At 72.3% G+C, this 19,361-nt stretch carries 21 protein-coding genes; 11 read left to right on the forward strand and 10 right to left on the reverse strand.

Going from position 1 to position 19,361, the window contains the following annotated elements; translation table 11 throughout:
- Positions 1 to 74 precede the first annotated feature (74 nt).
- From AB0J24_RS05975 to AB0J24_RS05990, 4 genes are all read right to left on the reverse strand, one after another.
- Complete coding sequence (locus AB0J24_RS05975; RefSeq protein ID WP_358676093.1) at positions 75 to 1,913, reverse strand: penicillin-binding transpeptidase domain-containing protein; 1,839 nt, start codon at positions 1,911 to 1,913, stop codon at positions 75 to 77.
- An 81-nt stretch (positions 1,914 to 1,994) separates the two neighbouring features.
- Entirely contained in the window at positions 1,995 to 2,828 is an 834-nt protein-coding gene (locus AB0J24_RS05980; RefSeq protein ID WP_358676453.1) for a GNAT family N-acetyltransferase, read from the reverse strand.
- A gap of 29 nt (positions 2,829 to 2,857) precedes the next feature.
- The gene (gene ispG, locus AB0J24_RS05985) at positions 2,858 to 4,015 is read right to left on the reverse strand and encodes a flavodoxin-dependent (E)-4-hydroxy-3-methylbut-2-enyl-diphosphate synthase (RefSeq protein WP_358676096.1); all 1,158 of its coding nucleotides are present in this window, start codon (positions 4,013 to 4,015) and stop codon (positions 2,858 to 2,860) included.
- A gap of 8 nt (positions 4,016 to 4,023) precedes the next feature.
- Positions 4,024 to 4,779 (reverse strand): DUF899 family protein, encoded by a 756-nt coding sequence (locus AB0J24_RS05990; RefSeq protein ID WP_358676456.1) that lies wholly within the window; start codon positions 4,777 to 4,779, stop codon positions 4,024 to 4,026.
- A gap of 184 nt (positions 4,780 to 4,963) precedes the next feature.
- Here AB0J24_RS05990 and AB0J24_RS05995 point away from each other — a divergent pair, with 184 nt between their 5' ends.
- On the forward strand, positions 4,964 to 5,335 hold the full coding sequence (locus AB0J24_RS05995) for a hypothetical protein (RefSeq protein ID WP_358676099.1): 372 nt from the start codon (positions 4,964 to 4,966) through the stop codon (positions 5,333 to 5,335).
- A gap of 193 nt (positions 5,336 to 5,528) precedes the next feature.
- Here the strand turns inward: AB0J24_RS05995 and AB0J24_RS06000 are convergent, their stop codons facing one another.
- The 3 genes from AB0J24_RS06000 to dxr are packed head-to-tail and all read right to left on the reverse strand — an operon-like array spanning position 5,529 to position 8,469.
- Positions 5,529 to 6,017, reverse strand: a complete 489-nt coding sequence (locus AB0J24_RS06000) for a hypothetical protein (protein WP_358676101.1) — start codon at positions 6,015 to 6,017, stop codon at positions 5,529 to 5,531.
- Entirely contained in the window at positions 6,014 to 7,327 is a 1,314-nt protein-coding gene (locus AB0J24_RS06005) for a site-2 protease family protein (RefSeq protein WP_358676104.1), read from the reverse strand. Before AB0J24_RS06005 ends, AB0J24_RS06000 begins: the two co-directional genes overlap by 4 nt.
- Positions 7,324 to 8,469, reverse strand: a complete 1,146-nt coding sequence (gene dxr, locus AB0J24_RS06010; protein WP_358676107.1) for a 1-deoxy-D-xylulose-5-phosphate reductoisomerase — start codon at positions 8,467 to 8,469, stop codon at positions 7,324 to 7,326. The genes AB0J24_RS06005 and dxr overlap by 4 nt, the downstream gene beginning before the upstream one ends.
- A gap of 77 nt (positions 8,470 to 8,546) precedes the next feature.
- Here dxr and AB0J24_RS06015 point away from each other — a divergent pair, with 77 nt between their 5' ends.
- The 4 genes from AB0J24_RS06015 to AB0J24_RS06030 are packed head-to-tail and all read left to right on the forward strand — an operon-like array spanning position 8,547 to position 10,187.
- On the forward strand, positions 8,547 to 8,807 hold the full coding sequence (locus AB0J24_RS06015) for a DUF2631 domain-containing protein (protein ID WP_358676110.1): 261 nt from the start codon (positions 8,547 to 8,549) through the stop codon (positions 8,805 to 8,807).
- Between the two features lie 5 nt (positions 8,808 to 8,812).
- Positions 8,813 to 9,781 carry a non-homologous end-joining DNA ligase gene (gene ligD, locus AB0J24_RS06020; protein ID WP_358676113.1) on the forward strand — a complete coding sequence of 323 codons (969 nt, stop codon included), beginning with the start codon at positions 8,813 to 8,815 and terminating at the stop codon, positions 9,779 to 9,781.
- A gap of 9 nt (positions 9,782 to 9,790) precedes the next feature.
- Entirely contained in the window at positions 9,791 to 10,009 is a 219-nt protein-coding gene (locus tag AB0J24_RS06025) for a hypothetical protein (RefSeq protein ID WP_358676115.1), read from the forward strand.
- Complete coding sequence (locus AB0J24_RS06030; RefSeq protein ID WP_358676118.1) at positions 10,002 to 10,187, forward strand: hypothetical protein; 186 nt, start codon at positions 10,002 to 10,004, stop codon at positions 10,185 to 10,187. The genes AB0J24_RS06025 and AB0J24_RS06030 overlap by 8 nt, the downstream gene beginning before the upstream one ends.
- Positions 10,188 to 10,209: 22 nt before the next feature.
- Here the strand turns inward: AB0J24_RS06030 and mug are convergent, their stop codons facing one another.
- The gene (gene mug, locus AB0J24_RS06035) at positions 10,210 to 10,764 is read right to left on the reverse strand and encodes a G/U mismatch-specific DNA glycosylase (protein ID WP_358676121.1); all 555 of its coding nucleotides are present in this window, start codon (positions 10,762 to 10,764) and stop codon (positions 10,210 to 10,212) included.
- Positions 10,765 to 10,854: 90 nt separating this feature from the next.
- Here mug and AB0J24_RS06040 point away from each other — a divergent pair, with 90 nt between their 5' ends.
- Positions 10,855 to 11,925 (forward strand): ATP-dependent DNA ligase, encoded by a 1,071-nt coding sequence (locus tag AB0J24_RS06040; RefSeq protein WP_358676124.1) that lies wholly within the window; start codon positions 10,855 to 10,857, stop codon positions 11,923 to 11,925.
- 151 nt (positions 11,926 to 12,076) lie between these two features.
- The gene (locus tag AB0J24_RS06045; protein ID WP_358676127.1) at positions 12,077 to 12,946 is read left to right on the forward strand and encodes a type IV toxin-antitoxin system AbiEi family antitoxin domain-containing protein; all 870 of its coding nucleotides are present in this window, start codon (positions 12,077 to 12,079) and stop codon (positions 12,944 to 12,946) included.
- 110 nt (positions 12,947 to 13,056) lie between these two features.
- On the opposite strand, the gene AB0J24_RS06050 is transcribed toward AB0J24_RS06045, so the two are convergent.
- Positions 13,057 to 14,049, reverse strand: coding sequence for a LacI family DNA-binding transcriptional regulator (locus AB0J24_RS06050; protein WP_358676130.1), 993 nt, complete (start codon positions 14,047 to 14,049; stop codon positions 13,057 to 13,059).
- A gap of 214 nt (positions 14,050 to 14,263) precedes the next feature.
- Here AB0J24_RS06050 and AB0J24_RS06055 point away from each other — a divergent pair, with 214 nt between their 5' ends.
- The 4 genes from AB0J24_RS06055 (at position 14,264) to AB0J24_RS06070 (ending at position 18,674) form a co-directional block, all read left to right on the forward strand.
- Complete coding sequence (locus AB0J24_RS06055) at positions 14,264 to 15,676, forward strand: sugar ABC transporter substrate-binding protein (RefSeq protein ID WP_358676133.1); 1,413 nt, start codon at positions 14,264 to 14,266, stop codon at positions 15,674 to 15,676.
- A gap of 113 nt (positions 15,677 to 15,789) precedes the next feature.
- Positions 15,790 to 16,647 carry a sugar ABC transporter permease gene (locus AB0J24_RS06060; RefSeq protein WP_358676458.1) on the forward strand — a complete coding sequence of 286 codons (858 nt, stop codon included), beginning with the start codon at positions 15,790 to 15,792 and terminating at the stop codon, positions 16,645 to 16,647.
- The gene (locus tag AB0J24_RS06065; RefSeq protein WP_358676136.1) at positions 16,647 to 17,519 is read left to right on the forward strand and encodes a carbohydrate ABC transporter permease; all 873 of its coding nucleotides are present in this window, start codon (positions 16,647 to 16,649) and stop codon (positions 17,517 to 17,519) included. Before AB0J24_RS06060 ends, AB0J24_RS06065 begins: the two co-directional genes overlap by 1 nt.
- 30 nt (positions 17,520 to 17,549) lie before the next feature.
- Positions 17,550 to 18,674 (forward strand): ATP-binding cassette domain-containing protein, encoded by a 1,125-nt coding sequence (locus AB0J24_RS06070; RefSeq protein WP_358676139.1) that lies wholly within the window; start codon positions 17,550 to 17,552, stop codon positions 18,672 to 18,674.
- A gap of 43 nt (positions 18,675 to 18,717) precedes the next feature.
- On the opposite strand, the gene AB0J24_RS06075 is transcribed toward AB0J24_RS06070, so the two are convergent.
- Positions 18,718 to 19,341, reverse strand: a complete 624-nt coding sequence (locus AB0J24_RS06075; RefSeq protein ID WP_358676142.1) for a DUF1345 domain-containing protein — start codon at positions 19,339 to 19,341, stop codon at positions 18,718 to 18,720.
- Positions 19,342 to 19,361: the final 20 nt, after the last annotated feature.

Raw genomic sequence — 19,361 nt, forward strand, 5'->3', positions numbered from 1 at the left:
CGCCGGAGATCACGGATCGGGAACCGGAACGTCCGGCCGTCGAACGTGCCGGTGCCCGATAGCGGATCAGCAGGTCAGCGGGGCACCTCGGCCAGGAACCGCGCCGACAGGCTCACCGCCGGGCCGGACGAGCCGCCGTCGACGATCAGCGTCGCGAACGCCAGGTCGCCGCGGTAACCGGTGAACCAGCCGTGCGCGCGGTTGGTCCCGTCCGGGCCCGCGTACTCCGCGGTCCCGGTCTTGCCGAACACCTCACCCTGCCCGTTCGCCGCGGTCGCGGTCCCGGAGGTGACCACGGCCCGCATCATCGGCCGGAGCTGGTCGAGCACGGCCCGGTCCGGGACACCGGGGGCGATGGTGGCCTCCGTGGGCAGGCCGCGGATCAGCGTCGGGGTGACCGGGGCCCCGTGCGCGATCGTCGCCGACACCAGCGCCATCCCGAACGGCGACGCCAGCACGTCGCCCTGCCCGATGCCGTCGACGGAGCGCTGGAGGTCGTCGGTGGCGGCGTCCACCGAGCCGGTGATCGTCGTCATGCCGGGGACGGTCCAGTCCGCGCCGAAACCGAGCGCACGGCCCGCCTCCGGGAGGCCCTCGGGCGGCAGGCCGAGCGCGAGCCGGGAGAACGTCGTGTTGCACGATCGGGCGAACGCCTGCTGCAACGGGACCGTCCCCAGCACGAACGAGTCCTCGTTGGGGATGGTGCGGCCGTCGATCACGGTGGTGCCGGGGCACTCCACCGGCGACTGCGGGGTCAGGTTCCCGGCCGGCATCGCCGCGTAGGCGGTGACCATCTTGAACGTGGATCCCGGCGGGTAGCGGCCGGTCAGCGCGAGCATTCCGTCGGAGTCCGCGGCCGCGTTCTGCGCGACCGCCAGCACCGCGCCGGTCGACGGCCGGATCGCGACGATCATCGCCTGCCGCGACTCGCCGTCCACGGCGCCCTGCGCGGCCTCCTGCACGGTCCGGTCCAGCTCGAGGGTGACCGGCTCCCCGGGCGTGGGAGGCGCGCCGGCCAGCGACGACACGGTGCTGCCGTCGGCGCCCACCGCGTCGATCGACCAGCCCGGGGTGCCGCCGGTCGCCCGGTCGATCTCGGCTCGCGCGCCCTGGATCAGCCGGCCCGCGAACCCGGAGTCCGGCGGCAGCAGCCGGGTGGAACGCACGAACCGCACACCGGGGAGGTCCTCGATCCGGTCGCGGACCCGCTCGTGGTCGGGTTCGCGCAGCACGGCGACCGTGTACGCCTGGCCCTCCGGGGTGCGGTTCGCCCCGTCGGTGATGCTGCGCCCGGTGATCGCCGGGTCGATGTCCCCCAGCACCGAGCCGAGGGTCGACGCCGTCGCCGCGAGATCACCCTGCCTGCGGTCCAGAGTGATCGAGATGACCGGCACGGGTGCGAGCAGGGTCGCCCCGGAGGCGTCGAGCACCGGCGCGGGTTCGGCGTTCACCGTGCGGTTGACCGGGCGCTGCCCCTCGGCGAGGCCCGGTGCGAACGCGGCCGGGGACCAGTCGACGGCCCAGCCGGTGTCGTTCGCGGCAGACCGCGGAGCGATGACCAGCGGGAGTTCCAGGGTGTAGGTCCAGCGACGGCCCTGCCCCAGGTCCCAGTCGACGTCGACGACCGAGGTGGCCCGGGTGTCGCCGCCGTCGGTGCCGGTGACCCGGGCGGTCATCGACGTCGCATCCAGGTCGGTGCGGGCGCGCTCCAGGTACGCCGCTGCGGCCTGCGGCTCACTGGTCAGCGCACCGGCGGCCGGTGCGTCGCCGGCGGCCCACGCGGCGACGTAGCGCTCCGCGACCCGGCCCGCCCCGTCCCAGGGCCGGAGCAGGGCCACGACCACTCCCGCCGTCGCCAGGACGGCGAGCACGACAGCGAGCACGACCGGTCGGATCCGCAGGGAGCGCAGCACGGTCGCCGAGTATGACGGGCCCGGGATCACACCGGCATGAAGCCTCCCGGGCTGCGGGACCGGCCGGCCGGGACGGGGCCCTCAGAACAGGACGGTGGCGAACCGTGCGACCTGTGTGAACCCCACCCGCCGGTACGCGGCGCGGGCCGGGGAGTTGAAGGCGTTGACGTAGAGGCTCGCGCAGCGCCCCATCGCCGCCAGCGCCACCGCGACCGACGCCGTGCCCGAGGTGCCGAGCCCGTGCCCGCGCCACGCGGGGTGCACCCAGACCCCCTGGATCTGCCCGACCCGCCGGGACAGGGCGCCGATCTCGGCCTTGAACACGACCTCACCGTCCTGGAACCGGGCGAACGCCCGGCCGGAGGTGATCAGCTCGGCGACCCGTGCGCGGTAGCCGACACCACCGTCGCCGTCGCGCGGATCGACGCCGACCTCCTCGGTGAACATGGCGACCGCGGCGGGCAGGTAGCGGTCCAGCTCGTCGATCCGGACCGGCCGCACCTGCGGGTCCGGCGGGACGGCCGGCATGCCGGTGAGCGTCATCAGCGGCTGGTCGGGGCGGACCTCGCGGGCGGGGCCCCAGACCGAGGAGAGCTCGTCCCACATGGGGAGCACCAGCTCCGCCCGGCCGACCAGTGACGAGCAGGCCCGGCCGGAACGCCGGGCCCGGTCGGCGAACGCCCGCAGCGCGGAACGCTCCCCGCGCAGCGGTACCAGGTTCGCCCCGGAGAAGCAGAGCCCCTCGGCGGGCCCCCCGTAGGACCAGAGCTCACCACCGAGCCGCCACGGGTCCAGCCCGACGGCCTCGACCCGCGCCGCGACCATGCAGGAGGCGACCGGGTCGGCGTCGAGCGCGTCGTGCACCCCGGAGCGGTGACGATCGTCGAGAAGCCGTGCTCCGGCCACCCTCAGCACGTGACTCATGATGCCACGTCGGACAACGCTCAGCCGACCGTCACCTGCGGTTCGCCCGGAACGGTCTCGCCCATCTCCTCGGCGATCCGCATGGCCTCCTCGATCAACGTCTCCACGATCTTGTGCTCGGGCACGGTCTTGATGACCTCACCCTTGACGAAGATCTGGCCCTTGCCGTTGCCGGACGCGACCCCGAGGTCGGCCTCGCGGGCCTCGCCCGGCCCGTTCACGACACAACCCATGACGGCCACGCGCAGCGGGACCTCCATGCCGGTCAGACCGGCGGTGACCTCGTCGGCGAGCTTGTAGACGTCGACCTGGGCGCGCCCGCAGGACGGGCAGGACACGATCTCCAGACGGCGCGGGCGCAGGTTCAGCGACTCCAGGATCTGCTGGCCGACCTTGATCTCCTCGACCGGCGGCGCGGACAGCGAGACCCGGATGGTGTCACCGATCCCCTGGCGGAGCAGCGCACCGAAGGCGACCGCCGACTTGATCGTCCCCTGGAACGCCGGCCCGGCCTCGGTGACGCCCAGGTGCAGCGGGTAGTCGCACTGCTCGGCGAGCAGCTCGTAGGCGCGCACCATCACGACCGGGTCGTTGTGCTTCACCGAGATCTTGATGTCGTGGAAGTCGTGCTCGGCGAACAGGCCCGCCTCCCACATGGCCGACTCGGCGAGCGCCTCCGGGGTGGCCTTGCCGTACTTCTGCATCAGTCGCTTGTCCAGCGAACCGGCGTTGACCCCGATCCGGATCGGGGTGCCGTGGTCCTTCGCCGCCTGGGCGATCTCCTTGACCTGGTCGTCGAACTTGCGGATGTTGCCCGGGTTGACCCGGACGGCCGCGCAGCCCGCCTCGATCGCGGCGAACACGTACTTGGGCTGGAAGTGGATGTCGGCGATCACCGGGATCTGGGACTTCGCGGCGATCGCCGGGAGTGCCTCGGCGTCGTCGGCGGACGGGCAGGCCACCCGCACGATGTCGCAGCCGGACGCGGTCAGCTCGGCGATCTGCTGCAGCGTCGCGTTGATGTCGGAGGTCAGGGTGGTCGTCATCGACTGCACGGAGATCGGGTGGTCCGAGCCGACGCCGACCGGGCCGACCTGCAGCTGACGGGTCCTGCGGCGCGGGGCAAGGGTCGGCGCGGGCTCAGGTGAGACTGCGGGCATTCCGAGGGCGACACTCACGACCACCACTATCCCATCGCCGCGGGCGGACCGCCGTTCCCGGTGAGCGGACGCACCCGCGGGCCGGTCAGTGGCAGTGCCGGTGAGTGCCAGTGGCTGTGCCGGCCGAGGGTGGCCACCGCGGTGGCGCCGGCACGGGTCCACTGCGGCACCGGACGGCTGGTCGGCCCCGAGGCGGGGCTCCCGGCGGCGTCCGTGCGCCAGTACCAGCAGGCGTCCCGGTCTCCCGGCCCGTCCTCCCACGCCTCGCCCCGGCCGCGCGGCGTCCGGTCGAGCAGCGCGAACGACCCGCTCACCGGCTCGTTGCGGCGGCCGGTCGTGGAGTAGGTGAGGAACGTGCGGTCGCCGTCGCGCAGGTAGCTGGTGAGGAAGCCCATGTCGCCGCCGACCGGCTCGTCCGGCCCGCGCACCGAGTACAAGTGCCGTGGGTAGCCCATGAACCCGACGTAGCCGGCCGCCACCTCGTCCCACTCGCCGGTGGTGACGACGGCCACGGAGACCCCGCGGGCGCTGGGGCAGACGGTGTCGCGCAGGTGCCAGGCCGTGGTGGTGCAGCCCTCGCACTGGTCCTGGTGCGGTGCGCCGTCGTTCCACGTGTGCTTGTGGACGACGAGCTCGTCCCGACCCTGGAACAGGTCCCGGAACGGGACCGGGCCGTCCGGACCGACGACCTCGACGGGTCCGTCGAACTCCACCATCGGCGGCCGCCGGCACTGCGCGGCGAGTGCGTCGCCCGCACGGGTGTGTGCCTTCTCCCGGACCAGGAGCTCGTCCCGGGCGGCCTGCCAGGTGGCCCGGTCGACGACCGGCCGGGGGCGGGGTCGTCGTGCGGTGTCTCCGGTGTGTCCGTCATCGGTCCTCCCGGCACCCGGGGTCGCCGCGCGCCCTGCGGCGGCGGTCGCCGGTGAGGAACTCAAATTGACGTTGAAGGTAGCTTGGACTACGGAAATGACCTTCGGTGCCACGCAATTGTCCGAAACGGCAAGGCGATACACGGCCCCACGCGCGATTCCCCGACGATTACCCGGCGGTGCCAGTATGAGGAAGTCAGCCTCGGAAGAAGTCCAGAAGGAGATCCTCGACCTGCTGCAGATGGGACCCGAGACCGCAACCAGTCTCGCCACGATGCTCGATGAAGAAACAGAGAGTCTGATTCTTTCATCACACTCGTCACTGCTCGAAGGTATCGTGATCGCGGTTCGAAATCTACAGGATGACGGAATGATTCAATGCTCGACACGATTCCCGGCAATGTGGGAACTGACCCCGTTCGGGAGATCGATCGCGCGGACTCGCGGTGCTGTTCAGGACGACCTCTGAGCGACGCACCCTCGCCGAGTGCACTCATTGGAGGACTGGGGCAGCAGTCGTGGGGTGGACGGCTTGAGGCAGCCCGAATCTTGCGTTCGGAGCGTTCCTCGCCGCGATGGCGGCCGGCTGCGGACACGGGCGTAGCGCCGGCGCGAGTGCACGATGCCGTGCAGAGCACGGTCGGGAGTTGGCGGACTCCGGATCAGGTGCGGCCGTGCTTCTCCTGCGCGTCCTGCAGGGTCGACGAGTGCGGCAGCCAGGTGGCCAGCTCGACCGGCCAGCCGTCGTCGGCCAGCACCCGCACCACGGCCGGGTCGTCGTCGATGATCATCGCGATCTCCCGGTCCCTGGCGAGACGGCGCAACACCTCGCGCTTGACGTAGCGGGCCGGGCGGTGGTCGTCGTCGGGCCGCATGTACAGCGGGCCGGTGGCCAGACCGAACCCGGCCAGCCAGTCCTCGGTGAGCCGCCGGTTCCGCTCCGGCCGGCCGGTCAGATAGACCACGTCGTAGCGCTCCAGCGCCTCCGCCAGCCGCTGCGCGCCCTCCTCCAGCAGCGGGTCGGCGTGCGCGGCGGCGAAGAACTTCTCCCACCGGTGCACGTCGAGGAAGTGCAGCCGGTGCGAGACGTCGGCCAGCACGCCGTCGATGTCGAACACCGCCAGCGGGCGCGGATGGTGCTCCGGGCTCATCCGAAGAACCGGACGGGGTTGACGATGTCGGCGACCGCGAGGATCAGCGAGAAGCCGAGGAAGACGATGACGAAGACGTAGGCCACCGGGAGGAGCCGCGCCGCGTCGACCGGACCGGGGTCCGGTCTCCCGAGCGCGCGCGCCGTGTTCCGTTTGATCGACTCCCAGATGGCCGGGACGATCTGCCCGCCGTCCAGCGGCGGGATCGGCAGCAGGTTGAGCAGGAACAGCGAGATGTTGACCGCTGCGAGGAGCCCGAGGAACAGCGACACGTCCTGCTGCCAGGGCACGTCCTCCTGGGCGAGGATCTCGCCGCCGATACGGGACACCCCGACGACTCCGACGGGACTGTCCGGCTCGCGCTCCTCGCCGAGGAACGCGGCGCCGAAGACGGCGGGGACGCGTTCCGGGATCTGGGTAATCGCCTCGCCCGTGCGGACGATCATGGACCCGATCTCGCTCACCACGGCACCGGGCCCCTGCCGCACGTAGTCGGGCAGCAGCGACACCCCGATGAAACCCGCGGTCACGGTACGCGTCGGATCCTGGAAGTCCTGCACCTCGTTGTCGATGATGTCCACCGACATCGCGATCCGCTCGCCGGCCCGCTCGACGACGATCGGTGTGGGGCCCGAGGCGACCCGGATCGCCTCACGCAACTGCTGCCCCTGTGCCGGTTCGATGTCCTGGCCGGCGAAGCTCACGACACGGTCGCCGGGAAGCAGGCCGGCGGCGGCCGCCGGGGTGGGCGGCGCACCCGCCGGGCACTGTTCGACCTGCTGCGTCGCGGCGATGCTCGCCGGGACGACGCACTCGCTGACGTCCCGGATGCGGGTGCCGTCGGTCGCCTGACCGACTCCCATCAGCAGGACCGCGAACAGCGCGACCGCGAGGATCAGGTTCATGAACGGCCCGGCGAACATGACGACGATCCGCTTCCACGGCGACCGCGTCCAGAACTGCCGGTCGACGTCCTCGGGCAGCACGTCCAGCCGGGACTGGGCCCTGGCGTCGTCCATCAGGCCCTGGAACGGCCCGGTGCGCCGGCTGCGGCCGAGCGTCTTCCCGGGCGCCGGGGGCAGCATCCCGATCATCCGGACGTAGCCGCCGAGCGGGATCGCCTTGATCCCGTACTCGGTCTCCCCCCGCTTCACCGACCAGATCGTCCGGCCGAAGCCGACCATGAACTCAGGCACCTTGATGCCGAACCAGCGGGCGGTGGCGAAGTGCCCCAGCTCGTGCCAGGCGATCGAGATCAGCAACCCGACGAAGAAGATCGCGATCCCGACGATCGTCCAGAAGATGGTCACGAACCCGCCTTCTCCCTCGCATGGGCGCGGGCCCATTCCTCCGCCGCCAGCACGTCCGCAACGGTAGCCGGGTCACCCGTCCAGGCGTCGGCCGCCTCCAGCACCTCGGCGAGCAGGTCGGTGATCCCGAGATAGCCGATCCGGCCGCGCACGAACGCCTCGACCAGCTCCTCGTTGGCGGCGTTCAGCACGGCCGGCAGGCAGCCCCCGGCGCGCCCGGCGGCCCGCGCCAGCCGGACGCCGGGGAACGCGTCGTCGTCGAGCGGTTCGAAGGTCCAGCTCTGCGCCCGGGTGAAGTCGCACGGGGTGGACGCACCGGGCAGCCGGTCCGGCCAGCCCAGTGCCAGCGCGATCGGGAGCCGCATGTCGGGCGGGGACGCCTGGGCCATCGTGGAACCGTCGGTGAAGGTGACCATCGAGTGCACGATCGACTGCGGGTGCACGGTGACGTCGATCCGGTCGTAGCCGATGCCGAACAGCAGGTGCGCCTCGATCACCTCCAGGCCCTTGTTCACCAGGGTCGCCGAGTTGATCGTGATGACCGGCCCCATCGCCCAGGTGGGGTGCTGCAACGCCTGCTCGACGGTGACCTCGGCCAGCGCGGCCCGGGTGCGGCCCCGGAACGGTCCGCCGGATGCGGTCAGCACCAGCCGGTCGACCTCGGCGGCCCGCTCGCCGCGCAGGCACTGCGCGAGCGCCGAGTGCTCGGAGTCGACCGGCACGATCTGCCCGGGCTCGGCCGCGGCGAGCACCAGCGGACCACCGGCGACCAGGGACTCCTTGTTCGCCAGCGCCAGCCGGGCGCCGGTGGCCAGCGCGGCCAGGGTCGGCCCGAGACCGCGGGACCCGGTGATCCCGTTGAGCACGACGTCCGCGCCGCAGGCGGTGACCAGCTCGGTGGCCGCGTCCGGCCCCTCGATCACCTCGACCCCCGGCAGCGCGGTCCGCAGCTGCGCGGCGGCCGCCGTCGACGAGACCGCCACCCGGGGGACGTTGTGTGCGCGGACCTGGGCGACGAGCGCGGGCACGTCGGACCCGCCCGCGGCCAGCCCCGACACGGTGAACCCGCCGGCGCGGGTGATCACATCGAGGGCCTGGGTGCCGACCGAACCGGTGCTGCCCACCACGACGAGTGACTTCATCACTGCCCATCATCCCCGGTGCGCCCGCTGTGCGACGATGACCCCGGTCTGCGGCGGGACGTAACGGGAGGAAGCACGTGGCGAGCAAGACACGCGAGGTCGCGGTCCGGTCGGGCGTCGACCCCGAGGCGGAGCCGTCGGTCGACTGGGGCTGGCACCAGAACTTCACCAAGGGGCTGCCGATCGCCGCCGGTCTCACCGGGATCATCCTGCTGCTGTTCACGATCGGGCACCCGATCAGCTGGACCGAGTTCCTGTTCATGGCCGTCCCGGCCGCCGTCTGCCTGATCGGCGCGGTCACGTACCCGATCTACAAGCGGCGCAGCTGGCGGCACTGAGCGCCATGCCCGCCGACGCCGGTGCACCGATCGAGCTGACGATCGGCGACCGCGTCGTGCGGCTCTCCAGCCCGGACCGGGTGTACTTCCCGGAGCGCGGCGAGACCAAGCGGGACCTGGCCGAGTACTACCGCTCGGTCGGCGACGGCGTCGTCCGCGCGCTGCGGGACCGGCCGTGCATGCTGCACCGGTTCCCGACCGGCGTCACCGGGGAGAAGGTGCACCAGAAGCGGCTGCCGCGCGGCGCGCCGGACTGGGTGCGCACCGTGCGCGTGCACTTCCCGCGCTACGACCGCACCGCCGACGAGCTGTGCGTCGCCCACCTGGCCGACGTGATCTGGGCGGTCCAGATGTCCACCGTGGAGTTCCACCCGTGGAACTCCCGCGCGGCCGACGTCGAGTCCCCCGACGAGTGGCGGATCGACCTGGACCCGATGCCGTCCTCGTCCTGGGCGGACGTCCGCCGGGTCGCCGGCGTCGTGCACGAGGTGCTCGACGAGCTGGGTGCCACCGGGTACCCGAAGACCTCCGGCGGTGCGGGGTTGCACGTGTACGTGCGGATCCCGCCCGATCACGGCTTCGCCGACGTCCGCCGGGCCGCGCACGCGTTCGCCCGCGAGGTGGGCCGGCGCTGCGACCGCGTCGACCTGTCCTGGTGGCGCAAGGACCGGGACCCCTCGAAGATCTTCGTCGACTACAACCAGAACGCCCGCGACCACACGATCGCCTGCGCCTACTCGGTGCGCGGCACGCCGGACGCCCGGGTGTCGGCACCGGTGCGCTGGGACGAGATCGGCGCGTGCGAGCCCGCCGACTTCACCGTCGCCACGATGCCCGCCCGCTACGCCGAGCTCGGGGACCTGCACGCGGAGATCGACGAGACCCCGTTCGCGATCGACCCGCTGCTGGAATGGGCCGACCGGGACGCCCGCGACGGGTCGGATCCGCCGGATCTGCCCGACCTGGACCGGTAGGCTCCGCGCATGGCCGACGACGGACGTGAGCCCGACGACCACTCGGCCGACGGCGACTCGGCCAACATGGGGATCGGGCTCGGCGTCGCCCTCGGGCTCTGCCTCGGGACCGGTGTCTCGATCGTGTTCGACAACTGGGCCCTCCTCGGCTTCGGCCTGCTGGGCGGCATTCTCGTGGGCCTGGCCTACGACCACCGCAACGCCCGGCCGGAGGACGGCGATGGCTGACGACCACCGCAGGCAGCGGCTGCAGCGGCTCGGCTACGGGATAGGTGGCGGGCTCGTGCTCGGCACCGTCGTCTGGACGCTGTCCGACACCTGGTGGTGGGTGGTCGTGTTCCTCGCCGTGGGGTTCGCCGTCGGCCTGTTCCTGAAGGCGACCACCCCGCCCGAGGCCGGTCCCTGATCCCCGGCGCCGATCCCCGAGGTCAGCAGCGCCCGCGGAGCCGGCCGAACTCGGCGACCATCGCCTCCCGCGACCAGTGCGCGTTCAGCCCGGACGGGTTCGGCAGTACCCACACCCCGGTCCCGCCGAGCCGGTCGGCCTGCTCCCCGACCGCTGCGTCCCGGCGCCCGAACGCGGTCCGGTAGGCGCCGATCCCGACCACGGCGAGCCACGCCGGGCGGTGCCGCGCCACCAGGTCGCGCAGCCGCTCGCCGCCGGCGACCAGCTCGTCGTCGGTCAGCTCGTCGGCGCGGGCGGTCGCCCGCGGCGCCATGTTCGTGATCCCCAGACCCAGCGCCGCCAGCTCGCCCTGCTCGGCGGGGAGCAGCAGGCGCGGGGTGAACCCCGCCTCGTGCAGCACCGGCCAGAACCGGTTGCCCGGCCGCGCGAAGTGGTGCCCGGTGGCCGCCGAGACCAGCCCCGGGTTGATCCCGCAGAACAGCACCCGCAGCGGCGGGTGACCGGGTCCGGGCAGCACGTCGGGGATCGTGCGGTCGCGGGCGCGGTCCAGCTCGGCGCGGTCGGGCAGGCGGGCCATCGGGGCAGTCCAGCACGGCACCGATCAGTTCACCGCGCCGGCCGGGTCCACCCCTGCGAACACGCCGCCGTGAGAGGAGACTCCACCCCCGTGGACCTGCCCGTGATGCCCCCGGTGAAGCCGATGCTGGCCAAGCCCGCGCCGTCGATCCCGGACGGACGGCTCTACGAGCCCAAGTGGGACGGCTTCCGCTCGATCGTCTTCCGGGACGGTGACGAGATCGAGATCGGCTCCCGCAACGAACGGCCGATGACCCGCTACTTCCCCGAGGTCGTCGAGGCGGTGCGGGCGAACTTCCCGTCCCGCGCGGTCATCGACGGGGAGATCGTCGTCGCCGACCGGGAGCACAACCGGCTCGACTTCGAGGCACTGCAGCAGCGGATCCATCCCGCCGCCAGCCGGGTGACACTGCTGTCCACCGAGACCCCGGCGTCGTTCGTCGCGTTCGACCTGCTCGCACTGGGCTCCGACGACCTGACCGGGCTGCCGTTCGCGCAGCGCCGCGCGATGCTGGAGGAGGCGCTGGCCGATGCCGCCCCGCCGGTGCACCTCACCCCGATCACCTCCGACACCGGCACCGCGCGGCGCTGGTTCGAGCGGTTCGAGGGGGCCGGGCTGGACGGGCTGATCGCGAAGGACCCGGCGGGGGTCTACCAGCCGGACAAGCGGGTGCTGACCAAGGTCAAGCACGAGCGCACCGCGGACTGCGTGCTCGCCGGGTACCGGGTGCACAAGTCCGGACCGGACGCGGTCGGCTCGCTGCTGCTGGGCCTGCACGACGAGCGCGGGGTGCTGGTGTCGGTCGGCGTGGTCGGGGCGTTCCCGATGGCCCGCCGCCGCGAGCTGATGGCCGAGCTGGCCCCGCTGGTCACCGACTTCGACGACCACCCCTGGGCGTGGGCGAAACAGCTGGAGGGCGAGCGCACCCCGCGCAAGTCCGAGACGAGCCGGTGGAACGCGGGCAAGGACCTGTCGTTCGTCCCGCTGCGCCCGGAGCGGGTGGTGGAGGTCCGCTACGACTACATGGAGGGCGCGAGGTTCCGGCACACCACCCAGTTCGTGCGGTGGCGCCCGGACCGGGACCCGGCGTCGTGCACCTACGAGCAGCTCGAGCGCCCGGTGCGCTTCGACCTGGACGAGGTGCTGGCCGGGCGCGGCTGACCATGATCCCTGTTTCGGGAGTGCCGGGGTGCGCATCCCGCTCCAGGACTCCCGAGACGGGGATCATGGTCGGCCCCGCGGACCTTTGCCGCGGCGAACCGGTTCCGCCGAACCCGCCCGGCCCTGGTCGCGCGCGGGCAGGCTCCCGCGGATGCGCTTCCAGGACGTCCTGCGCGGCCAGCACGGCGTGATCACCCGGGCCCAGGCCCGGGCCTGCGGGATGTCCCCGGCCCTGGTCCGGCGCCGGATCGCGCGCGGCGAACTCGTCGAGGTCCACCCGGGGGTGCTGTGCTCGACGGCGCACCGGGCGACCAGCCGGATGCTGGTCACCGCAGCCGCACGCTGGGCGGCCCCGCACGGCGTGCTCGACGGCGTCGCCGCGGCGGTCGTGCACCGGATGCTGCCGCGGCTGCCCGACCGTTCCCGTCCGGTGGGGGTGACCGTGCCGCACCGGATCCGGCGGACCGTGCCCGACGGGATCCGGCTGCGCCGCCGCGACCTCGCCCCCGCGGACCGGGTGGTGCGCGATGGCCTGCCGCTCACGTCTCCCGGGCTCACCGCCCTGGAGGCCGCCGCGACGCTCCCGGACGGTGCGGCCTTCCTGGACCGGGTGCTGCAGCGCGGGCTCCCGTTCGCCGAGCTGCTCGCCGCGCACCACCGCAACATCGGCCCCGCGGGGCTGCCGCGCGCCCGGTCGCTGCTGGTGGAGGCGGCAGACCGGGCCGACTCACGGGCCGAACGACGGCTGATCGGGCACCTGCGGCGAGCCGGCATCACCGGGTTCGAGCACGGGTTGCCGTTCGGGCCGTGGTTCGTGGACGTCGCGTTCCCGCGCAGCCGGCTCGCCGTGGAGGTGGACGGCTGGGCGTTCCACTCCGATCCCGAGCGGTTCCGCGCCGACCGTCGCAAGCAGAACGCGCTGGTCGAGGCCGGCTGGACCGTGCTGCGCTTCACCTGGCACGACATCCGGGACCGCCCGGAGCAGACGGTGGCCCGGATCCGGCGCGCCCTCGGACCATGATCCCTGTCGTGGGAGCATCGGTGCGCGATCCAGGCTCCGGCACTCCCAGAACAGGGATCATGATCGGCGCTCCGGCATTGCTCCACGGGGCCGGCGCTCTCCGGGCCGGATCATGGTCGGCCGTCCCGCCCGCAGCCGCAGGACTCCCGGTGCACGAACCGGGCAGGCAGCCGCACCGAGCGGGGCTCCGCGCCGGGTTCGGCCATCCGCCGCAGCAGCAGCCGCACCGCCTCCCGGCCGATCCGGGCGAAGGGCTGCGCGACGACGGTCAGCCGGGGACTGAACGCGTCCGCCCAGGGGAAGTCGTCGAAGGCGGCGAGCGCGATGTCACCGGGGATGCCCAGGCCGACGTCGTGGGCGGCCTGGACGGCGCCGATCGTCATGGCGTTGTTGCCGGTGACCAGCGCCGCCGGGCGGTCCGGGCGCTCGAGCAGCTCACGCACCGCCCGGCGGGCCGGCTCGGCCTCCGAGTGACCCTCCACGACCAGTGAGTACGCCAGCCCCGCGCGGTACAGGCCGAGCCGGTACCCGGCCAGCCGCTCGACGGTGGTCGCCAGCCCGGCGTGCCCGGCTACGAAGCCGATCCGGGTGTGCCCGGCCGCCGCGAGGTGTTCCACCAACCCGGCCACCGGCTCGACGTTCTCGGTGCCGACCTCGTCGTGCCCGCCGCCGAGCATCCGGTCGACGAGCACCGTCGGCACCTTCTGCGCGGCGAGCGCGGCCAGCGTGCCCGCCGAGTCGGCGGACGGGGCCAGCAGCACCCCGTCGACCCGGCTGCGGAGCCGGGACACCGCGGTCGCCTCGTAGCCGGGGTCGTCGTGCGGATCGGCGAGCAGCAGTGTGTACCCGGCCCGGGCGGACTCGTCCTCCACGGCGTGCAGCAGTTCGCCCAGGTACGGGTTGGAGATCGCGGACAGGGCGAGCCCGAGGGTGCGGGTCCGGGCGGTGGCCAGCGACCGGGCCGCCTCGTTCGGCGTGTATCCCACCTGCTCCATCGCCGCCAGAACCTGTTGGCGGGTCTCCTCCCGGACCAGCCGGGTGCCGTTGAGGACATGCGAGACGGTCGCGGTGGACACCCCGGCCAGCCGGGCGACCTCAGCCATGGTCGCGATCGTGCACCTCCGGATCACGGTTCGAACGCACGATACAGGCAAGCGCTTGCGCAAGCGGTTACTTGGCGCATACCGTACACGAGTCCGCCGAATGGACGTGTGCCGAATCACAGTCGTCGGCAGACGAGCGCCGCGTCCACACCCCAGCCCTCGACGACGAGGAGAGCGCCGTGCGCAACGGCCGAGCCGAACGGAACCAGTCGCCGTGACCCCCGGGAGCACGACCCGCCACCGCCGACGGCCCACCGTTGCCGCCGCCCTGATCGCGGTCCTCTCGCTGGCCCTGTCCGCGTGCGCGGGCGCCGGCGCGCTGGGCCTGCCGGAGGGCGCCCGGGTGGTGACCATCGCGATCGTCTCCAACCCGCAGATGGAGGACGCGATCGCGCTCACCCCGCGCTTCGAGGCGGAGAACCCGGACGTCCGGCTGCGCTTCGTGAGCCTGTCCGAGAACGAGGCCCGTGCGAAGATCACCGCGTCGGTCGCCACCGGCGGCGACGAGTTCGACGCGGTGATGATCAGCAACTACGAGACCCCGCAATGGGCCGAGAACGGCTGGCTGGTCGACCTCGACCCGCTGATGGCCGACACCCCCGGCTACGACCCGGACGACTTCACCCCGAGCATCCGGGACGCGCTGTCCGGACCGGACGGTCACATGTACTCGGTGCCCTTCTACGGCGAGTCGTCGTTCCTCATGTACCGCGAGGACCTGTTCGCCGAGGCCGGGCTGACGATGCCCGAGCGGCCGACCTGGCCGCAGGTCGCCGAGTTCGCCCGCAGGCTCACCGACCGGGACCAGAACCGCTCCGGGATCTGCCTGCGCGGGCTGCCCGGCTGGGGTGAGGTGATGGCCCCGTTGAACACGGTGGTCAACGCCTTCGGCGGCCGCTGGTACGACGAGCAGTGGAACGCCCAGCTGACCTCCCCCGAGGTCCGCCGGGCCGTCCAGTTCTACGTCGACCTGGTGCGCGAGAACGGCATCCCCGGTTCGGCCCAAGCCGGCTTCTCCGAGTGCGGCACCCAGTTCAGCCAGGGCAACGCCGCGATGTGGTACGACGCCACCGTCGCCGCAGGCCTGGTGGAGAACCCCGAGGAGTCCCAGGTCGTCGGGAACGTGGGTTACGCGCCGGCCCCGGTCGGTGACGACGGCCGCCCGTCCGGCTGGCTGTACTCCTGGGCGCTGGCGATTCCGCAGACGACCGCGGAGAAGGGTCCCGAGCAGGTCGACGCGACGTGGAGGTTCCTGTCCTGGATGACCTCCAAGCCCTACCAGCGACTCGTCGGCGAGGAGTTCGGCTGGACCTCGGTCCCCCCGGGCGCCCGCCGGTCGACCTACGACATCCCGGAGTACGTCGAGGCCTCGGCCGCCTACGCGCCGCAGACCCAGCAGGCCATCACCGACGCCGACCAGGAGAATCCGACCCGGGACCCGGTGCTCTACACCGGCGTGCAGTTCCTGGCGATCCCCGAGTTCCAGGACCTCGGCACCCGGGTCAGCCAGCAGATCTCCGCCGCGATCGCCGGTCAGCAGAGCGTCGACGAGGCACTGGAGCAGGCCCAGAACTACGCCGAGACCGTCGGCGAGTCCTACCAGGAGCAGCAGGGGGTGGACCGGTGAGCACCTCGGAGGCGAGCACGTCGGGCAGCGGACCGGCCGTCGCCGATCCCGCGGCCCCGCCGTCGAGGGCCGGGCGGCCCGCGGCCGGGCCCGGTTCACGCCGGGACGGCTGGATCCGGCGGGGACCGCTGCTCCCCGCGCTGCTCTTCACGATCGTCGTGACGCAGCTGCCGTTCCTGTTCACGATCTACTACTCGACGCAGTCCTGGAACCTGGTCAACCCGGGCAGCCAGCGGTTCGTCGGGTTCGAGAACTACGTGACGGTGTTCACCGACTCGCAGTTCCGCGGGGTCGCGCTGAACTCGATCGTCCTCACGCTCGGCTCGGTGCTGATCGCGATGCTCCTGGGCCTGGGGATCGCGCTGCTGCTCAACCGGAGCTTCCCGGGGCGCGGCCTGATCCGCACGCTGATCATCACCCCGTTCCTGATCACCCCGGTGGCCGGCGCGCTGATCTGGCAGACGGTCATGTTCGACCCCACCTACGGCCTGGTGAACTTCGTCCTCTCCCCGTTCGGGGCCGGCACCACCGACTGGATCTCCAGCTACCCGCGGGCCGCGGTGATCGTCGCCCTGGTCTGGCAGTGGACACCGTTCATGATGCTGCTGATCCTGGCCGGGCTCGGCTCGCAGCCGCCCGAGGTGATCGAGGCGGCCCGGATGGACGGAGCGGGCGGCTTCGCGGTGTTCCGCGAGGTCACCCTGCCGCACCTGCGCCGGTTCATCGAGCTGGGCGTCGTGCTCGGGGCGATCTACCTGGTGAACACCTTCGACACGATCTACATGATGACCCAGGGCGGCCCGGGGACGGCGAGCGCGAACCTGCCCTTCTACATCTACCAGCGGGCCTTCCTGGGCTTCGACATCGGCGAGTCGGCCGCGATGGGCGTGGTGACCGTGATCGCGACGATCATCGTCGCCACCCTGGCGCTGCGCCTGATCTTCCGTAGCTTCTCCACCGAGGAGGCGTGATGACCGCGGTCTCCGACAACACCCGCGCGACGCCGGGCACCGGGGCTCCCGCCCGGCCGAAGGGCCGCGGCACCGGAACGCTGCTGACGGTGCTGGCCTGGATCGTGGGCATCGGGTTCTTCTTCCCGGTGCTGTGGATGGTGCTCACCGCGTTCAAGCAGGAACGCGACGCCTACACCGACCCACCGACCCTGTTCTTCACCCCGACGCTGGACCAGTTCGCCGGCGTGTTCGGCGGCGGGGTCACCCCCTACCTGCTGAACTCGCTGTTCGCGACGCTCATGTCGACGGTGCTGGTGCTGCTGCTCGGCACCCCGGCGGCGTTCGCGCTGAGCCTGCGGCCGGTCAAGCGCACCCAGGACGTGCTGTTCTTCTTCATCTCCACCAAGATGCTGCCGATCGTCGCCGCGATCGTCCCGATCTACGTCGCGGTGAACCTCATCGGCGCGCTCGACAACATCTGGACCCTGGTCGTGCTCTACACCGCGATGAACCTGCCGATCGCGGTCTGGATGATGCGCTCGTTCTTCCTCGAGGTGCCCAAGGAGCTGCTGGAGGCCGCCAGCATGGACGGCGCCTCGCTGTGGCGCTCGCTGCGCGAGGTCGTGCTGCCGATCATCTCGCCCGGGATGGCCGCCACCGCGCTGATCTGCATGATCTTCAGCTGGAACGAGTTCTTCTTCGCGGTGAACCTCACCGCCTCCCAGGCCGCGACCGTCCCGGTCTACCTGGTCGGTTTCATCACCTCCGAGGGCCTGTACTTCGCCAGCCTGTGCGCGGCGGCGACGGTGGCCGCGCTGCCGGTCGTGATCATCGGCTGGATCGCCCAGAACAAGCTCGTCCAGGGCCTGTCCTTCGGAGCCGTCAAGTGAACGTGTCGCAGAAGCAGAGGGGGGCCCGCCGTGGCTGACGTGGTGTTCGACCAGGCGAGCCGGATCTACACCCCCGGCGCGAAGCCGGCGGTCGACCGGCTGGACCTCACCGTGGAGGACGGCGAGTTCGTCGTCCTGGTGGGGCCGTCGGGGTCCGGGAAGTCGACCGCGCTGCGGATGCTGGCCGGGCTGGAGGAGATCGACGGCGGGGCCATCCGGATCGACGGCGAGAACATGGTCGGTGTGCCGTCGAAGGACCGGGACATCGCGATGGTGTTCCAGAACTACGCGCTGTACCCGAACAAGACCGTGGGCGAGAACATGGCGTTCCCGCTGAAGATGGCCGGGTTGGACAAGGAGGCGCGGGCGACGAAGGTCCGGGAGGCCGCGGCGATCCTCGGGCTCACCGACTACCTCGACCGCAAGCCGCGGGCGCTGTCCGGCGGCCAGCGGCAGCGGGTCGCGATGGGCCGGGCGATCGTCCGCGAGCCGCGGGTCTTCCTGATGGACGAGCCGCTGTCCAACCTGGACGCCAAGATGCGGGTCTCCACGCGCACCGAGATCGCCGCGCTGCAGCGCAGGCTGGGGGTGACCACCGTCTACGTCACGCACGACCAGGTCGAGGCGATGACGATGGGCGACCGGGTCGCGCTGCTCGCGGACGGCAGGCTGCAGCAGTTCGCCACCCCCGCCGACCTCTACGACCGGCCGGACAACGCGTTCGTCGCGGGCTTCATCGGCTCGCCGGCGATGAACCTGTTCACGGTGCCGGTCACCGAGCGCGGTGTGCGGCTGGCCGGGCACGAGATCGGCCTGCCGCAGGACGTCCGGTCGACGATCGGTGCCCAGCAGCTCACCACGGTGACCCTCGGCATCCGGCCCGAGCAGTGGAGCGTCACCTCGGCCGGCGGGGAGGGCATCCCGGCGCGGGTCGACGTCGTCGAGGAGCTGGGGTCGGACGCCTACCTCTACGGCACCCTCGCCGAGTCCTCCGGCGACCTGTCCGACACCGCCTCGCTGACCGGCTCGACCGACGACGCGGTCGTCGTCCGCACCGGGGGGCGCTCCGGGGCCCGCCGGGGCGACCGGGTGGCCCTCACCCCCTCGGTGGAGGGACTGCACCTGTTCCACCCCGAGACCGGCGCGCGCCTGTAGGCGGCCCGGCCCGGTGGCGCGAGGGGGCCACCGGGCCGGGCCGTCACCGGCCGGTGATCACGCCGATCGCGATCCCCAGGATCGCGGCGTTGAACAGGAACGCCAGCACGCTGTGCGCCAGCAACCGCAGGCGCAGCGCCGAACCGTGGCTCTGCACATCGGAGACCGCGAACGAGGTCCCGATGCCGAACGAGAAGTAGGCGAAGTCGACCAGCGTCGGGCGATCGGTACCCGGGAAGTCGAGGATCCGCTCCGGCAACGCCGCGTAGTAGTCGCGCGCGTAACGCTCGGCGTAGCCGAAGTGCAGGATCGCCCAGGACAGCAGCACGGCCGGCACCGCGACGGCCTCCTCGGCGAGCTGCATGTCCGGATCCGGGTCGCCGATCACGATGATCAGCCCGGCGGAGATCCCGGCCAGGCTGGTGATCGTCGTGAGCAGCAGACCGCTGCGGCCGCCGAGCACGTTGCGCAGCCAGACGTCCTCGGCGCCCGGTGGGCGGCGCGCCGCCCGGACCAGCCGGCCCAGCCGGACCACGAGGTAGACCAGGGCGAGCACGTCCCAGGCCAGCACGACGAGCACGCTCTCCTGGACGAACACCGCGACGCCGAGCGCGATCAGGGCGAACTCGATCACCCGGGAGACGATCAGGGGCAGGCGTGCGACCACGGGCGGCGTTCCTCGGGTGA

This window comes from Pseudonocardia sp. NPDC049635 (genome assembly GCF_040659795.1).
Taxonomy (GTDB): Bacteria; Actinomycetota; Actinomycetes; order Mycobacteriales; family Pseudonocardiaceae; genus Pseudonocardia.